Consider the following 18,086-nt stretch of genomic DNA (forward strand, 5'->3'; position numbering starts at 1 on the left):
ATTTGATGAGAGAGGAAGATAAGGATATTCTACAAAGATATTTGGAATTTGTACCCCTCTTGAATGAAATGATGCCCATTGATATAGGTGTTGGGCTCTTCGACAGGGAAAAGTGCCTGCTTTATGTACCGGGGAAAAAACTGGACCTGGGGGCTAAACCCGGTGACCCAGTTAAAGCCGGAAGTGGTGTTCACCGTGCTATGACTGAAAAACGCAGGATTTTTGTCCGTATTGATAAAGCCGTATATGGCCGGCCCTATCTGGTAGTGGCACTACCCATCTATAACGGTTTTAAAGAGGTAATTGGAGGTATTGCCATTACTGAGCCTTTGGATAAGTTTGATGAGTGCAGGGAAATATCGGATAAGTTGTATGAAAATGCGAGTGTATTGGCTAGTACAACCCAGGAGATTTCTGCTCAGACCGAAGAAATAGCATCTGTTTGCCAGACCCTGTCCCACTTGGCTGAACAACTGAAAATGCGGATTCAGGAGACTGATCAAGTGCTTGGATTTATAAAAACTATCGCCAAGCAAACCAATTTATTAGACCTTAATGCGGCTATTGAGGCGGCGCGGGTTGGTGATCAGGGACGGGGCTTTGGAGTAGTAGCGGAAGAAATAAGAAAACTGGCCTCCAACAGCAGTGAATCCATAAAAAAAATAGAATCAGTGGTTAAGTCAATACAATACGATAGTGACCACGTATACGAACAAATAAGTCATGTGGATGACGTTATTTCCCAGATTGCTTCGGCTATTACCAGTGTAGCAGGTGCGGTTGAGCAGCTTGCCGCCATGTCCGAGGGCCTTAACAAACTGGCGGAATCACTGGAAAGTGACGAAAACAACTAGTATTAAAAATAGCCTGGCAAGAAGGGGTAATGTCGTATGAAAATCCTTGTATTGCTTAAAGAAACTTTTGCTACCGATTTTAAAGTTGTTTTAACACCCGCTGGGAAAATAGATGATACACAGGTTAGCTATATTGTTAACCCTTATGATGAATATGCTTTGGAAGAGGCAGTAAAAATTAAAGAAGATATGGGAGGGGAGGTTATCCTTTATACCGTGGGCAGGAAGGATGGGGCCGCAACTTTAAAAAATGCCCTGGCCATGGGGGCTGACAGGGCTATGTTAATCACAGCGGGTGCGAAAGACAGCCAGACGGTTACAGAACTGCTGGCGGAAACAATCAAACAGAAAGATCCTGATTTCGACCTAATCCTGGCGGGCTGGATTGCCATAGATGACAATAATGCCCAAGTGCCTGGCCGGCTAAGCACTTTGTTAGGGCTTCCCCTGGTAAATGTGGTAACAAAATTAAATATAAACATAAAGCAGAGAAAAATCCTTTGTGAACGTGAGGCAGATGGCGTACAGGAAATTGTGGAGGTCGAATTGCCAGCCGTTATAGCTGTGCAAAAAGGTATTAACGTGCCTCGTTATCCCACGGTGCAAAATATCTTGCAGGCTAGAAAGAAAAAGATTCAGATAATTTTCCCGGAAGTGGAAAATAAACACGATTCAGTTATTACCTACCAGATTCCGCGGAAAAGAAAAGCTGCCTTGTTATTTGACAATTCTGATCCCCAGCAAGCTGTGTTCCAGTTAGTACAGAAATTACAGGAAGACAAGGTACTATAATTTTCAAATTCAGAAGGTGTATTAGAACATGATAAAAAATATCCTGGTTATCGCGGAACAGGCAAATGGTCAGCTAAAAAGTGTAGTGGAAGAAATGTTAAGTTTTTCCAGCAACCAGGCCAGAGCAAAAGGATTTTCTGTAAAAGCTGTATTGTATGGGGAAAAAATTTCGGAAGGTATGTATCAACAGATAGGTCACTGGGGTGTGCATGACATAATTACAGTGAACAATGAGAAACTCAAAGTACACAATCCCCAGCTTGCCTGCCACATATTGGCTAATATTATCAGGGAAGAGGCACCCCAGCTTGTTATGTTCGGAAATACAGCTATAGGAAAAGACCTGGCCCCCCGGCTGGCCCAGGATTTTACTGCACCTATGGTTAGCGATGTTATTAGCATTAATTTTACTTCTAATGGTATAAGTTTTGTCAGGCCTATTTATGGCGGTAAGGTTTTCGAAAATATTGAGTTTAATAACAAACTCACCTTCGTAACCGTTCGACCTAACACTCTGGGGAAACACTCTGTGAGTTATCAAAAGCCCCGTATAACAGACCTAAATTTTGATTTACCCGACAATCTGCTTTATGTGGTTAAAAAGATTGTAGAGAAAAGCAAAGTGGAAAAAAACTTAAACGAAGCTGAAATTATTGTTTCCGGGGGAAGAGGTTTAAAGAAAGTTGATGATTTCCTAATCTTGGAAGAGTTAGCCCAGGTTTTAGATGGAGCAGTTGGTGCCTCAAGAGGGGCAGTTGATGCCGGGCTGCGCCACCATTCCGCTCAGGTTGGGCAAACAGGGAAAACGGTATCCCCTAAACTTTATATTGCTTGTGGGATTTCGGGAGCTATTCAACACTTAGCAGGGATGTCCACATCCCAGGTCATTGTGGCTATCAATAAAGACCCGGATGCTCCCATATTTAAGATAGCCGATTATGGTATTGTGGGCGATCTTTTTGAAATAGTACCTCTGCTGACAAGAGAACTGAAGAAAGTACTAAAAAAAGACGTGTAAAAAGAGTGTGACACTATGTATGAGGACAGGAGAACCTCCGACTCTGACCTGAATAAAATAATGGCTCAAGAGCTTAACTCCATATTTGAAGCTTCTTATGACGGTTTGTATATATGTGACAAGGATGGGCGTGTGGTCAGGGTTAATAGTGCCTGGGAAAAAATATCCGGTTTTCCCAGGCAGGCAGTAATAGGAAAAAACGTGAAAGAACTGGTGGAGGAGGGTTATTATGATAATTCTGCCGCATTATTAACCATAGAAAGCAAAAAAACATCCACTACCATGTTAAAGATCACTTCGGGGCCTAAAAAAGGACAGGTTATCATGGCTACTGGAACCCCTATCCTGGACGAAAAAGGTGAGCTTGTACAGGTTGTTGTTAATGTAAGGGATATTACGGATTTAGAAAACCTTAAGGCCCAGCTCAATGAAACCATGCAACTAACCAGGCGTTATGCCGACGAATTGGAAGAAATACGCCTTCAGCAACAAAAAATTGATGATATTGTGGTGAAGAGCCCTTCAATGCAGAGGATTGCTGAGCTGGTTGTCCGTGTTTCCCGGGTTGATTCTACAGTACTTATTACCGGGGAATCAGGGGTGGGTAAAGAGATTATTGCCAGGAAAATCCACCTTTTAAGTAACAGGAAAAACAACTCTCTCATTAAAATCAACTGTGGTGCCATACCCGAGAATCTCTTGGAGTCGGAATTATTTGGCTATGAGGCAGGCGCGTTTAGCGGTGCAAGGCGGGAAGGAAAACCTGGCATGATTGAACTTGCTTCCGGTGGTACCCTCTTTTTAGATGAGATAGGGGACTTACCCCTAAACTTGCAGGTGAAGTTATTAAGGGTATTGCAGGAAAGAGAAATCACCCGGGTGGGAGGAATAAAACCCATTCAGGTGGATACTCGCATAATTGCAGCTACAAATAAGGATTTGACAGCCATGCTGAAAAAGGGCACCTTCCGTCAAGATTTATTTTACCGGCTTAATGTAGTAAATATTGAGATCCCTCCTTTAAGGGAACGTCGTGAAGACCTGGTAGCATTAATACCAGTCATCCTGCACAAAATTAACGAAAAGTACAACCTGAGGAAAAAACTATCTCCACAGGTAATGGAGCGGTTTTTAAAATACCATTGGCCGGGGAATATCAGAGAAATTGAAAATACCCTGGAGAGACTTGTAGTCCTTACAAATGAAGATGTTATCGGCATAGACCATCTGCCTGATTATTTAAAGGAGGAAAAATCTCATCATAATAAAATAATCACCTTTGATTCTATTGTGCCTTTAAAGACAGCCGTTGAAGAAGTGGAATACCAAATGCTCGCTATGGCTCTCGAAAAATACGGTTCGACCCGGGCCATGGCCAAGGCATTGGGTGTAAACCAGTCCACCATCGTCAGGAAGATGAGACAATATAGGATGGATAAAAATGATGCTTTGGAACATCTTAATGGTGCTTGAGCGCATCTATTGTTGATACAAAAAAAACTTAGATTAGCAAGTCTATAGTGCTTATGATGATGTTCATATGCATCAATGCTGCCCGTTTTGTTTTTTAAAAAATATGGAAAATGAAAATCAGAAGCACTCAGGAAGCGGGTTAAGCCATGGTCCGGGGTCTTGGGAATTTTGTTTGGTCTGGCACAAAAGTTGCATCTCTATATATTTGTAGCATTTATTATACAGAATAGATAAAACATTCAGAAAGGAGCATTTCTATGAGTAAATGGCAAGAAATGTATAAGCAAAAATTAACTTCGGCGGAGGAGATTGTAAAAAAAATCAAGTCGGGGGATGTTTGCTGCTGTCCTTCTGCTCTGGGTGAGCCTGCAGCCATTGTAGAGACCCTTGCCGAAAGAGCTCTGCGGGAAGACTTAAGGGGTATTACCCATCATATGCTCCTTGCTTGCCGGAAATGGAAGTACCTATCCCCTGAACTCGCAGGAAGGATTACTCATGTTGCCTGGTTTACCAGTGGAGCGGCCAGACCCGCAGTCCAGGAAGGAAGAGCCGACTATATGCCCAATTTTTACCATGAGGTACCCCGGTATTGGCGGGAATACAGGGAACCTGATGTATTTTATGCCATGGTTTCTCCTATGGATAAACACGGGTATTTCAGTTTTGGCGTAGCGGCCAGCGAACCTAGAGCCCAGATGTCCCGGGCCAAGAAGATTTTCCTGGAAGTGAACCAGTATATGCCCCGGATTCATGGTTCGGCCTTTGTTCATATCTCAGAAGTTGATGCCCTTTGTGAAGCCCATATTCCCCTCCCTGAACTGCCCAGCGAACCTTTGTCGGAGATAGATATTATTATGGGGAACAGCATCGCCGAGATGATTCCAGACGGAGCCACCATCCAGTTAGGCATCGGAGGGATCCCCAATGCTGTGGGAAAAGCTCTGATGTCTAAGAAAGATCTTGGTATTCACAGTGAAATGTTCACTGACAGCATGGTGGATTTGATTGAAGCCGGTGTTGTCACCAATAAAAAGAAAAATATTAATACAGGCAAATCCGTAGCCTCTTTCGCTTTTGGTTCCCGCAGAATGTATGATTATCTGGATGATAACCCGGGTGTAGAATTTCATCCTGTTGATTATGTCAACGAACCTACTATTATTGGTTTGAACGACAATTTTATTTCCATAAATGCCTGTTTGGAAGTTGATTTGTTGGGACAGGTTTGCTCTGAATCCATAGGGCCTAAGAACTTTAGCGGAACTGGCGGGCAGGTGGATTTTGTACGGGGCGCCAACAGGTCAAAAGGTGGGAAAGCCTTTATTGCCATGTATTCCACGGCCAAAAACAATACCATCAGTAAAATTAAGCCTATGCTTACAGAGGGCGCTGTAGTGACAACTTCCAAAAATGATGTTGACTATATCGTAACGGAATATGGTATTGCAAAACTGAAAGGCAAAACAGCAAGCGAAAGGGCCAAGGCGCTGATTGCTATTGCGCATCCTAATTTCAGGGAAGAATTGACCTTTGCTGCCAGGAAAATGAATTTGGTTATCTAGGATTTTACTTTTATGGTTTTGTGCAATCTGGGCTAATACGCAACGGTAATTCGTCGCGATTAACCAGGAGGTGATAAATAAAAGCTTATAAGAAGCAAATGGGGACTCATTTTGGTTGTGGTTTTAAGAGAAAGAGACCACCGTAATTTTTACAACAAATAAGGTCTCTAGTAACAAAGAAAGGATATTTGGGATAGGTTAGGTCAGTGCAAAATTCGCAAGATGTCAAGAAGAGGAGGAAAAATTATGGCAATTTACCGTGAACATGGCAAGGAACAACCTTATATACCAATGGGGCTGTTCAAGGTTCGGTTTCCCTTCATTCATTACAAATGGGAATGGCCGGAGGCTTTACAGGGACTTATTCTGGTAGCAGTTGCCCTGGGTTCTATCCCCGTTCATCAGGAAATCCTGGGGGTACCTTTTGAAGTGGCCCTGGTTATGGTGGCGTTAAACGGCTTACTTTACATCCTGCATCCCACCTTTGGCGACCCTGTATTCCCAGGTTGGATCACGCCTGCTATTCCGTTAGTACTTGCCTGGTGTAAAGGTTATACCGCTGGCCCCGATAGGATACAGGCAATTATTGCCCTGCAATTATCAATGGCTTTCGTATTTTTCTTTTTAGGTTTTACTGGATTAGCCAAAAAGATAGTCTCTTTTGTACCCGTTTCCATGCGGGCAGGGATTATCTTAGGCGCCGGACTGGCTGCTACCATTAGTGTTATTCAGCCCAAGGGCCGTATGACCGGTCAAGAGGTTACTATTCTTACCGGTGCTCTCATCTGTTTCCTGGTCTTGTTCTCCTGGCGGTTTGCCGTGGCTAAGGAAAAAAATGCTTTCCTGGCTCAGTTGTCCAAGTATGGCATGCTTCCCGGGATTATCGTGGCAGCTATTGTCGGTCCCATTATCGGAGAAATACCCATTCCGAAAATTCAAATGGGTATTATAGATCTTAGTTTGTTCGGTGAACTGGTTTCTAAATATACTATATTTGCTGTTGGTTTTCCGGGAATAAAATACTTTATCGATGCTATACCCTTAGTTATTGCTGCTTACATTATCGCTTTCGGAGACTTTGTGCTGGCTGAGGTTGTTACCAAAGAAGCTGACGCTGTCCGCGATGACGAGATCATCGAGTTTAACCCCAACCGTTCCAACATCATTTCCGGTTTCCGTAACCTGGTTATGGGCCTTTTCGCTCCCTACGGACCTCTCTGCGGTCCCCTCTGGGCCGGCGGTACTATCGCTATAGCTGAACGTTATAAGCATGGACGCAAGGCTATGGACTCTATCTGGGGTGGTGCCGGTTCCTTTACCATTGCTATGTTTATTGCCGGATTCTTCCTGCCCATTATCAGTCTGGTTAAACCGGTTTTACCGGCGGCCCTCTCCTTAACCCTTTTGGTACAGGGATTTGCCTGCTGTTATATTGCCATGGATATGGTTAAAACCAAGGAAGAGCGCGGTGTGGCAGGAATTATGGCCCTGTTTTTAGCTACTAAGACAGCAGCCTGGGGGCTGGCTGTAGGTATTATTCTTCACCTGGTTATTGGTGTTAACGATGGTAAACCGGCGGCAGCCCCTGCAAAACCGGCAGGGAATGCCCTGGCAGAATAAACTCATACCAATTAGCATTTTGCTGTATTCAGGTTGCCTTCCGGGGGGAGGCAACCTGAATGTGTTTCCTCATAAAGCTTTTGGAGGTACAAAATATGGCTAAAGAACTGGTATTAACACCGGGCAAATGTACGGGCTGTACTACGTGTGCCTTAACCTGCTCTATCACGTACCACAATGAATTTAACCTGGCCAAGTCTCACATTAGAATTAGGAAACATGATGTAGAAGGAGTATTCGAAATAACATTTTTATCCACCTGTCTAAAGTGCCATCGTTGTGCGGAAGTCTGCCCATCCGGGTGTCTGCGTTCTGTTAAATTATTGGATGATATCCAGGAGGGAGGAAAATAAATGTACGGGTATGCAGGGAAATTGCTGGATATTGATTTATCAAGGCAATACGTAAAAGAAATCCCTCTGGAGACGGAATTGATACAAAAATATATTAGTGGTGTGGGATTTTCCACAAAGATTGTCTATGATCAAGTGCCTCCCGGGGCAGATCCCCTGGGGCCGGAAAGCGTAATTTGCTTTGCTGTAGGAGTACTAACCGGCACAAATATTCCTACGGCCTGCCGTACTGAAGTTTCCGCCAAATCCCCGGCTACAGAGCTGTTTGGTACGTCAAATTCCGGGAGTTTTTGGGGAAGTGAACTGAAATATGCCGGTTACGACGGGATTATCATCAGGGGGCGGGCTGCTACACCCGTTTATCTCTATATAACGACCGATAAAGTAGAAATTTTACCCGCTCTTCACCTCTGGGGCAAGGATGCCTGGGATACGTTAGGCCTTATCAGGCAAAAGTTTTTGGATGAGGAGATTCAGGTTGCAGCTATAGGGCCTGGTGGAGAAAAATTATGTCGTTTTGCCAGTATCCAGAACGGTCCCTATGACGCCTGGGGCCGGACAGGACTGGGAGCTGTAATGGGCTCAAAAAATTTAAAAGCTATTGCCGTACGGGGCAATAAACCTCTTCGCGTTCATGATAAAAAGAAATATCAGAAAGCCGTGGAAAAATGCCGTGAGGCTATTTATAAATCTCCCTTTTACGGTCCTTTCAGTAAGTTTGGTACCATGCTGGCAACCATCCCCTATTATGAATTTGGTGCACTTCCCGGCCGAAATTTCCAAACAGGGGTTTTAAAGGGCTGGCTGGAGACCCGCAGCCGTAATCTGGTACCCAAATACAGTAAACGGGGAATTGCCTGTATAGCCTGTCCTATAGCCTGCGCTCACTGGGTTGAGGTAAAAGAAGGACCTTATGCGGGCCTGCAGGTAAAGGATATGGAAGTAACGCCTTTAATTGGCTTTGCGGCAGGGTGTGATATTAATAACATTCCTGCTGTGGCTAAAATTACCGAAATATGCCAGCGATACGGAATTGATCTGGTTTCCACTGCCGGCACGGTGGCTTTTGCCATGGAGTTATACCAAAGAGGCATCTTATCAGAAAAAGAGATTGGTTTTAAGCTGGAATGGGGCAATGAGGCTGCCCTTTTCCGGTTGATTGATTTAATTGTTAGGCGGGAAGGTATAGGCGACATTTTAGCGGAGGGCACAAAAAGAGCCGGAGAGAAAATACCGGGAGCATCCTATTATGCCATGCAAATCAAGGGATTAGAAATACCTATGGCCGATCCCCGGGGCCGCTGGTCCACATGGACTTTTGGAAATATTACCAATATCAGGGGCGGGGACCACCTGCGCAACCGGAATCCTGTGGAAAATTTAAGATATAATAAGAATCCTCTCGAATATAATTGGGAAGCGTTTGGCTTTCCCGATGAGCTATATGAGTACCTGGATATGCCCCAGAAAATTAAGGAGGAAATATTCCATCCCGAATCAAAAGATGTGAATATTCCTAAGATGTCCAAGTGGGCGGAGGATCTGATTTCCTTATACAATACCCTTGGCATGTGTATTCGGCCTCCAGTGCTTCAGGCCGTTGGGCCTACTCTCCTTGCTGAGCTTTATTCCTCCCTTACCGGAATAGAAATAACAGGGGAAGAACTAATGAGAGCAGGGGAAAGGGTTTGGAATCTCCAAAAACTTTTTAACCTGCGTGAAGGAGAGAAAAAAGAGGACAGTGTTTATCCCCAGCGGTTTTATCAAGAGATGCTCCCCGATGGCCCTAGCCGGGGAAGAATCCTTGATCCTGCTAAGGTTAAAGAAACATTGGAAGAGTACTATGAGGCCCGTGGCTGGGACCGGGACGCGGGTATTCCCACAAAAGAGAAATTACGGGAACTGGAGATATCTGTGTAGTCCATTTTGTCGCAAGAGAAGGAATATTTAGATTGTTGTGGAATATTTCTATACAGCTTGCAACGGAGGTAAATGGGATGAGAATATCAGATTTGAACATACTGAAAGGTCCATTCCTTAGCTTGAATCTTTCTTTTAGGCAAATAATACAGGTGTTTTCCCAGTACTCATTTTCTGCCTTACCCGTTATGGACGGGGAAGGGAAATATGTGGGAATTATAAAGGCTCAGGATATTTTTGCTCACTTAGAGAAGCTTTCGTATGAATCGTCCATCAATCAACTCTGCCTTCCTAATGAGCCTGTGAAAGAAAATGATAAAGTATTCCAAGTGCTTGAACAGGACCATTTTGATATAATACCCGTTGTGAACGACAGTAAGATGTTAGTAGGGTTGATTACGAAAACAGACCTGATCGACTCTGCCTTAATGTGGTATAAAACAACGGCAGAAAAATACAGCCAGGTAGTGGCTTCTTCGTATAACGGCATTATTGCCATAGACACGGAAGGGAAAATATTTGTTTTTAATCCTGCGGCAGAAAGAATTTTAGAACGTGAGGCAAAGCAGTACCTGGGTAAACATATTTCGGAGCTGGACCCGGCTAACGGGGCCTCATCGAGACACTGGCAAAGGGAAGCGTTTCCATTGGCGTTAAGATCGTAATAAATGGGAAGACAATTCTTTCCAACCGCTCGCCTCTCGTCTATAATGGGCAGGTTGTGGGTGCTATGGGTGTATTCCTCGATATATCCACCCTGGAGTCTGTCATAGAGGAATTAAATAAACATAAGGCTCTTGTCCGCAAACTTAATGCCATTATTGAATCTTCCTATGACGGTTTATATATCTGTGATAAAAATGGGATTGTTACTAATGTAAATACAGCCTGGGAACGTATCTGCGGTGTTTCCCGTGAGTATGTTGTCGGCAAAAGCGCCTATAACCTGGTAGCTGAGGGACTTTACAACAAATCGGCTGCTACGAAGGCTCTGGAAACAAAAAAGACATGTACGGTTATGCTGGAAATGACTTCAGGGCCCAAAGCCAGCCAAAAAATTATGGCCACCAGCACTCCGGTATTCGATGAGAAGGGTGAGATCGAGCAGGTGGTAGTAAACGTTCGTGATATTACCGAACTTGAAAATCTAAAGAAACAACTGGATGACATAAGGCATTATGCTTCAGAACTTCAGGAGATGCAGATACAACAATTACAAATGGATGACCTGGTTGCCCAGAGTCCTGCCATGCAAAGGGTTTTGGAACTGGTGGCCAGGGTATCAAGAGTAGAATCAACGGTTCTTATTACCGGAGAATCAGGGGTAGGGAAAGAGGTTATCGCGAAAAAGATACATCTTTTAAGTAAAAGAAAAAACAAGCCCCTAATAAAAATTAACTGTGGCGCAATTCCGGAAAACCTCCTGGAGTCTGAACTCTTTGGTTATGAAGGAGGTGCTTTTACCGGGGCGAAAAAAGAAGGAAAACCCGGTATGTTTGAATTGGCCTCAGAGGGAACACTCTTTTTGGACGAGATTGGAGAACTGCCTTTAAACCTGCAGGTAAAGTTGTTAAGGGCTATTCAAGAGAAGGAAATTATCAGGGTAGGTGGTTTAAAGGCTATACCTGTGGATGTCCGCATAATTGCAGCTACTAATAAAGATTTGGCGTCTATGGTAAGAAAAGGGACGTTCCGCGAGGACCTGTTCTATCGCTTGAATGTAGTCAATATCAATATCCCTCCTTTGCGGCAGCGCCGGGAGGATATTGTTCCCCTTTTATTTAAGGTGTTGAAAAAGTTCAATGAAAAATACGGTTTGGACAAAAAGCTCACCGGACCTGTTGTGGAAAGACTCCTGCAGTACGATTGGCCCGGGAACGTACGGGAACTTGAGAATCTCGTAGAACGCTTAGTGGTCCTGGTCAATGAACCCCATGTTCAAGTAATGCACCTGCCTGAGTTTTTACAGGAAAACAGAGCTAAGTCTAAAGCTATAACAGTAAATGGGATAGTACCTTTAAAAACAGCAATTGAGGATGTGGAAGCCCAGTTAATTGAACACGCCCTAAAAGAACACAGGACGACCCGCAAGGTTGCCCAGCTTCTTGAGGTAAACCAATCAACCATCGTCAGAAAAATAAAATATTATAATATCTGTCGAGAAGATGCACAGGAGAATCAAAATGAAGTCTGGGTGCATCAGATAAGAATATAATAAAATTAGTAAAAAGAATACAAGAACAGCCAAACTGATGCGAACACGCATCAGTTTTAATTTTGTTCTCACAAAAAAACCTGTGGGAATGAGACTTTGAAGTTTGTCTGGAGTTGGCATATAAATTGCATTGATAATCAGTAGAGTAAATACAATTATATTTTAATTATTAGTAAGGAGGAAATTTAGTATGACCTTAAAAACAGGTGAACAGTACAAAGAAAGCCTCAGAAAAATGAGACCCAACATCTACAAGTTTGGTGAACTTATTGAGGATGTAACTTCCCATCCCGCTACAAGACTCCACGTTGAATCTGTTGCTCATTCCTATGATATGGCCTTTGACGAGAAAAAAGCTCCCATTTATACAACTACTTCTTTCTTAACGGGCAAAAAAGCCCACCGCTGGAATACTCTGATGACCAGCGTGGAAGATCTTGTTGGTAATTCTGAAATGAAACGTGACCAGTACCGCTGGTCCGGTACTTGTCAGGGGGCTACTTGTGCCGGCTGGACGATCCTCACTGCCCTTTGGGATGCGACCTATAAGTGTGACAAGGAAAACGGCACCAACTACCATGAAAGACTAAAAAATTATATGCTGCATGTGGAAGAAAACGCCCTGGCCCTGTCGGGTGCCATTACAGATGCTAAAGGGAACCGTGCTCTGAAGCCTTCCCAGCAGCCCAACCCCGACCATTACCTGCGCATCAAGGAAAGGCGTTCTGACGGTGTAGTAATCAACGGCTACAAAATCCAAATCTGCGGTGTGGCGGCATGTAACGAAATCGTCTTTATTCCCACCAGCGGTTTCGGCGCTGAAGATGCAGATTACTGTGTAGCTGGAGCTGTACCCCGCGATGCACAGGGCATAACTATCGTGGAAACCCGCCGCCCCAGTGACGAAAGGGATCTGGAAGAAGGCTGGGATGCTCCTAAAGTTGGCAACATCACCCAGGCTTTTATCATCTTCGAAGACGTATTTGTACCCAATGAGCGTATTTTCCTGGCCGGTGAATTCAAGTACACAGGCAAGATTATCGGCGATTTTGCCGCCATTTACCGGGCCGCTATCGGCGCCTGTGTTGCCGGACAGGGAGATGTCATGATTGGTGCTGCCATCAATATGGCCCGTGCCAACGGCTTGTCGCAAAAAGTCTTCCAGGATAAACTCAACGAAATGGCTATCAACAATGAAATTACTTACGGTCTGGGACTGGGCGCTATGCTGAAAGGCAAGAAGACTGAATCCGGGACATTCATTCCCAACCCGCTCCTTGCCCATACCAATAAGACCCAGGTAGCCAGGCTGCCCTATCAAACAAAAGTAATGTGCCAGGATATCAGCGGCGGTATTGCCGAAACCGGTTGTATGCCTCCCTATGTAGACTTCCGGCATCCCGAATACGGTAAAAAGCTTCTTGAATCCCTGGCCGCCGGTACCGACGGTGAAACCCGCGCCCGTGCCGCCCGCTTAGTGGAGTGGCTCACTGTTGGCGGCGGTATCCCCGGTTGTATGCACGGCGGCGGGTCTCCCGACGGTGCCAAGTTAGTGGTAAAAGCCATGACGCCTTGGGAGGAATTTGCTAAAGAAGCCAAGAGGATTGCCGGTATTACGGCAGAATTAGCTGAGCCCGCTGCTCCCAAGAAATAACCTAAATCACATAGATAAATCCTGTGGGCCTCTCACCCTTTACGGGGAGGGGACCCTTCTTTTCTAGGCAACTTTTCCCTTTAAAAAACATTGCCTCTTTTTGTGGCTTAAACCAGCAGGATTCTCTTAGGGAGAAAAAGAATCCTAATTATGGATTGAAAAACAAGCTATAAAAGGGGTTTTTTTATGCGTATCTTACATACATCGGACTGGCACCTGGGACGGACCCTGGAGGGTCACAGCCGTATTCCTGAGCAGGTGGAATTCCTGGATGAGCTCTGTGACATCCTTGACGAGGAGAAGATTGACCTGGTTTTAATTGCCGGTGACGTTTACGATACTTATAACCCCCCGGCCGGGGCGGAACAGTTATTTTTTAGTGCCCTGGAAAGGTTAAGTGCCAATGGCAGGCGTGCCGTAGTGGCTATTGCAGGAAATCACGACAGTCCTGACAGGCTGAAAGCGGCCCAGCCCCTGGCCTCTAAACAGGGAATTTTCCTCCTGGGGTTTCCGGGCGAGGACCTGCCTCAAAAGACCAATCCCGGCCCTGCTTTGAATGAGGTGGCAGCGGCGGGTCAATTTTCTTTTCCAGGAGAGCAAGCTTATATAGTACAGGGAGGGCCTGGCTGGCTGGAAATAGCCGTTCCCGGCTGCCGGGAACATGCCGTTCTCGTTACCCTTCCCTATCCTTCTGAGCAGCGGCTGAACCAGGTGTTAAGTGATTCTTTAGAAGAGCAGGCTATGCAGAAAGCCTATTCAGAGCGTGTGGCCCTGGCCTTGGCTCAGGGGGCGGCTTTTTTCCGGGAGGACACCGTTAACCTTGTGGTGAGCCACTTATATGTCCTGGGTGGACATACCTCTGATTCTGAACGGGATATCCAGCTGGGTGGGGCCTATGTGGTAGAACCTGCTGCCCTGCCGGCCAACGCCCATTATGTTGCTTTGGGACACCTGCACCGGCCCCAGAGGGTGGGGGGCAGTCCTGTGCCCTGTCGTTACTCAGGTTCACCACTCTGTTACAGTTTTTCAGAAACTGACCAGCAGAAAGAGGTGGTGGTCGTAGAAGTTACCCCGGGGCAGGATGTTAAGATATGGTCGCGGAAACTCACCAGCGGAAAGCCCATGTTGTTAAAAAGATTTAAATCCTACCAGGAGGCTTATGAATGGTGTGCGGCTCCAGAGAACAAAGAGGCTTGGGTTTACCTGGAGATAGAGTCTCCAGAGCCCCTCTCGGGGGTGGAACTGGACCAGCTGAACAAAGCCCATCCCGGCATTATTTTTCGCAGGGTCATTTTGCCGGGGAGCTCAAATCGCGAAGAAGGAGAGCGGCTTTCCCAATTGTCCCTGGAGGAGAAGTTCCGCATGTTTGTAGCCAGGGAAACGGGTAACGCCCCTGACGATGAACTGGTGACTCTCTTTTTAGAACTGGCCGGTGGAGGTGAAGGTGATGAAACCAATCCGTCTTAAGTTCTCAGGGCTCCAAAGCTATCGGGAAGAACAGGAGATCAATTTTGTCGAACTGGGTTCCCTGGGGCTTTTTGGTATCTTTGGTCCCACGGGCAGTGGCAAATCGACGATTCTGGATGCCGTCACCTTAGCGCTCTTTGGCAATGTGGAAAGGGCGGTGGGTGGGACCAAAGGGATTATGAACCACTTTGCCGAGAGACTTTTTGTCTCCTTTGAATTTTTGCTGGGACAGGAAACGTATCTGGTGGAGCGCTCTTATGTAAGAAATAAACATGATGATGAGTCGGTACTTAATAAAGGTGCCCGCCTGGTGAAAACGGGCAGCACTGTGGAAGTCCTGGCTGACAAAGCCACGGATGTTACTGAAACCATAGAAAGACTCCTGGGTATGACCTTCAAGGATTTTACCAGGGCCGTCATTCTCCCCCAAAATAAGTTTGATCAGTTCCTCAAGCTTACGGAAGGGGAACGGGCCAAGATGCTGGAAAAAATCTTTTGCCTGGAGGAATTTGGAGAAGAACTTCTCCTACGGGCCAAAAACCTGGAAGCCCAGCTCCAGCAGGAAATCCATACGAACGTAAAACTGATGACCCAGTTGGGGGATGTTTCCGATGAGGTTATTCAGAAAATCCGGGAAGAGCTTCAGGCTAAAAAAGAGGAAATAAAGAAAAAAGAGGCCCTTAAAAAAGAGCTCGAGAACAAATTGAAAGAACTTGAACAGTTAGCCAGGATCTACGAGGAAATTGCCGTGCTGGCTAAAGAAAGAGAAAGATTGGAGGGGATGAAGCCCCAAATTGCCGGGGATAAAGTTACCCTGGAAAGGGCGCAAAAAGCCGAACCCCTGCGTAGTCTTTTCAACCAGTTGGAAGACCTATTCATGCGGGAACAGGCAGAAGCAAAAATTCTGGCTGAAAGGACTGGTAAAGACCGTGCTGCGGAAGAAATATTCATAGAGGCTCAGGAAAGACTGAACAAAGCCCGGGAGGGCCAAGCGGAACTTAATCACCTAAAAGAAGAAGATCTTCCTAAAATCAATGTCGCCGGGGAATATGAAAAACAGGTCTTGACACTGCAGGCGGAACTCAATAATATCAGGAACGCTCTTAAGGCCACGCAAATTGAGATTGAGAAAACCACAGCTTTAGGCTTGCAGAAAAAAGCAATGTTGGAACAGTTGGAAACCAAGCTCAAGGGATATGAGCAGGGACTGAAAGATCTTTTTCAAGTCCTGGCCTGCCGGGAGGAGATAGACAGAGTCTTAAGCCTTTTATCTGAACTGGAGAATGCTGAAAAACTGGAAAGAGAGGCTTCTTCTTTTCTGGAGGAAAGAGAAAAAGTCCTTAAAAGAGAGGAAGAGGAGCTTAAATTAATACTGGCCGAAAAAAGAGAATATTTTAATGTAGATCCCTTGAAAGTCTCTATCAGTCAGTTTATGGAGATGTTGCCTGCGCTTCTCGGGAAGGTCAGTACCGAGCAGCTAAAAGCAGAAGAACTGTACGACCATTTGGTTTATGAAAATATGGCCCAGGTACTGGCCGAAAAACTTACAGAAAATGAACCTTGTCCTGTTTGTGGATCTGCCCACCATCCTAAGCCTGCCGGAAAAGGGGTAAGCAGTGAGGAATTAGGAAGGGCTAAACAAGTGGTCCTAAAATTAAAAGAGGAGTTAGAAAAACTCCGGCCCTGGACTGAAAAAGTAAACATAAAGTTTAATAAATTCCAGCACCTGCAAGATGATGTGCAATCCCTACACCTGCCCAATTATGAGGCCAGGGTGAAAGCTGCCAACTTGCTCCGCCATAGATTTATAGAAGAAACGGTAAATCTTAAGAATACAGTTAGAGACATCTTACCCGCTGCTCTCCACAAACCGGAAAGGGACATGGTGAGAATGCTTAAAGAGCATCTGGTGAAGGCGGACGGCCAGTTAAAGGTCCTTACTGAGCAAAAAGGAAATTTAGAACAGCAGAAAATAACTGTAGAAAAGGATATGGACGAATTAAGAGCAAAACTAATCACGTTAAAAGCAGATAAGGTTAACCTGGAAAAAAATGTGCAGGCACTGGAAAATTCGTTAACGGAACTGGAGCATAGACTCCGGGAGTTACTGGGCGGACTAGACCTGGCAGAATTTGCAGGGAAAGTTAGAAAAAGAATGGGTCAGCTAGAACAGGAATTAAGTGAAGCTGAAAAAGAGTGGCAGGAAGCGGCTAAAAGAAAGCAGGAAACTGCTGAAGCTTTAGCGGAAAGTAAAGTTTCCCTCTTAAAGACCCGTGAGCACCTTGCGAAAATTCGCGCTGACTTGAGCGATACTGCCGCGAGGGAAGGATTTAAGACTTTGGAGGAAATTAAGGAGGCCTTACTGGATTCCAGCGCTAGAGCCCAAATAAGCCAGCGAATCCAGGAGTACGAGAAGAACCTCAACCATGTGGAACAGACACTCCTGGGATTAGAGGCCAAAATAATCCACCAGCCCTTTAATTTACAGGAGATGGCGGAGCAAAAGGAGTTATTGCATAAAGTGAACCGGGAATATAACGAGGATATGAGGCAGGAAGGCGCTCTTCAGAAAGAACTGGAGGATTTGCAGGCAAAACAAATCACTTTGCAGGAACTTGAGACACTAAATCAAAAGTTTACAGGACGCAAAGAACTGGTAGGAAGGCTTTTAAACCTCCTCAAAGGACGGCGTTTTGTGCAGTTCCTGGCTGCAGAGCATCTCAGGGACATGGCCGGCGAGGCTTCCATAAGATTAGGAACTTTAACCGGGCAGCGCTTTGCCCTGGAATTAGACGAGGGCTGCGGATTTGTCATGCGGGACGATTACAGCGGCGGCCAGCGCCGTCCGGTGAACACCCTGTCCGGGGGAGAAACGTTCTTAACCTCTCTTTCCCTGGCTCTGGCTTTGTCGTCTAAAATCCAACTTAAGGGCAAATACCCCCTGGGCTTCTTCTTTCTCGACGAGGGATTTGGTACTTTAGATCCGGAAAAATTGGAGTTGGTAATGGGCGCTTTGGAAAAACTCCACGATGCCCAGCGGATGGTGGGGGTTATTACTCATGTGCCGGAGTTGAAAAGCAGAATGCCGCGTTACCTGGAAGTTATACCGGCTAAGCAGGATGGGACGGGCAGCCGTGTAGTGGTAAAAATAAATTAGA

General features: G+C 45.4%; 13 protein-coding genes. All 13 read left to right on the forward strand.

Going from position 1 to position 18,086, the window contains the following annotated elements; translation table 11 throughout:
• Window positions 1–5: 5 nt before the first annotated feature.
• The 13 genes from BR63_RS17800 (at window position 6) to BR63_RS17860 (ending at window position 18,085) form a co-directional block, all read left to right on the forward strand.
• Window positions 6–854, forward strand: coding sequence for a methyl-accepting chemotaxis protein (locus BR63_RS17800; RefSeq protein ID WP_034423548.1), 849 nt, complete (start codon window positions 6–8; stop codon window positions 852–854).
• 36 nt (window positions 855–890) lie between these two features.
• Window positions 891–1,646, forward strand: coding sequence for an electron transfer flavoprotein subunit beta/FixA family protein (locus BR63_RS17805; RefSeq protein WP_034423546.1), 756 nt, complete (start codon window positions 891–893; stop codon window positions 1,644–1,646).
• A gap of 28 nt (window positions 1,647–1,674) precedes the next feature.
• Window positions 1,675–2,664, forward strand: coding sequence for an electron transfer flavoprotein subunit alpha/FixB family protein (locus tag BR63_RS17810; RefSeq protein WP_034423544.1), 990 nt, complete (start codon window positions 1,675–1,677; stop codon window positions 2,662–2,664).
• A 15-nt stretch (window positions 2,665–2,679) separates the two neighbouring features.
• The gene (locus tag BR63_RS17815) at window positions 2,680–4,137 is read left to right on the forward strand and encodes a sigma-54 interaction domain-containing protein (protein ID WP_051965951.1); all 1,458 of its coding nucleotides are present in this window, start codon (window positions 2,680–2,682) and stop codon (window positions 4,135–4,137) included.
• A gap of 257 nt (window positions 4,138–4,394) precedes the next feature.
• Window positions 4,395–5,699: an acetyl-CoA hydrolase/transferase family protein gene (locus BR63_RS17820; protein ID WP_034423542.1), complete on the forward strand. Its 1,305-nt coding sequence runs from the start codon at window positions 4,395–4,397 to the stop codon at window positions 5,697–5,699.
• Between the two features lie 246 nt (window positions 5,700–5,945).
• Window positions 5,946–7,319 carry a solute carrier family 23 protein gene (locus BR63_RS17825; protein WP_051965948.1) on the forward strand — a complete coding sequence of 458 codons (1,374 nt, stop codon included), beginning with the start codon at window positions 5,946–5,948 and terminating at the stop codon, window positions 7,317–7,319.
• A 59-nt stretch (window positions 7,320–7,378) separates the two neighbouring features.
• Entirely contained in the window at window positions 7,379–7,672 is a 294-nt protein-coding gene (locus BR63_RS17830; protein ID WP_051965945.1) for a 4Fe-4S dicluster domain-containing protein, read from the forward strand.
• Window positions 7,673–9,592, forward strand: coding sequence for an aldehyde ferredoxin oxidoreductase family protein (locus tag BR63_RS17835; protein ID WP_034423540.1), 1,920 nt, complete (start codon window positions 7,673–7,675; stop codon window positions 9,590–9,592). It begins immediately after the preceding gene.
• Window positions 9,593–9,669: 77 nt separating this feature from the next.
• The gene (locus BR63_RS17840) at window positions 9,670–10,257 is read left to right on the forward strand and encodes a CBS domain-containing protein (protein WP_051965944.1); all 588 of its coding nucleotides are present in this window, start codon (window positions 9,670–9,672) and stop codon (window positions 10,255–10,257) included.
• A gap of 65 nt (window positions 10,258–10,322) precedes the next feature.
• Window positions 10,323–11,807, forward strand: coding sequence for a sigma-54 interaction domain-containing protein (locus tag BR63_RS17845; RefSeq protein WP_051965943.1), 1,485 nt, complete (start codon window positions 10,323–10,325; stop codon window positions 11,805–11,807).
• A gap of 190 nt (window positions 11,808–11,997) precedes the next feature.
• Window positions 11,998–13,461: a 4-hydroxyphenylacetate 3-hydroxylase N-terminal domain-containing protein gene (locus tag BR63_RS17850; protein ID WP_034423538.1), complete on the forward strand. Its 1,464-nt coding sequence runs from the start codon at window positions 11,998–12,000 to the stop codon at window positions 13,459–13,461.
• Between the two features lie 186 nt (window positions 13,462–13,647).
• Complete coding sequence (locus BR63_RS17855) at window positions 13,648–14,928, forward strand: exonuclease SbcCD subunit D (protein ID WP_034423536.1); 1,281 nt, start codon at window positions 13,648–13,650, stop codon at window positions 14,926–14,928.
• Entirely contained in the window at window positions 14,909–18,085 is a 3,177-nt protein-coding gene (locus BR63_RS17860; RefSeq protein ID WP_034423534.1) for an AAA family ATPase, read from the forward strand. Before BR63_RS17855 ends, BR63_RS17860 begins: the two co-directional genes overlap by 20 nt.
• Window position 18,086: the final 1 nt, after the last annotated feature.

The organism is Thermanaerosceptrum fracticalcis, from assembly GCF_000746025.2.
Classification (GTDB): Bacteria; Bacillota; Peptococcia; order DRI-13; family DRI-13; genus Thermanaerosceptrum; species Thermanaerosceptrum fracticalcis.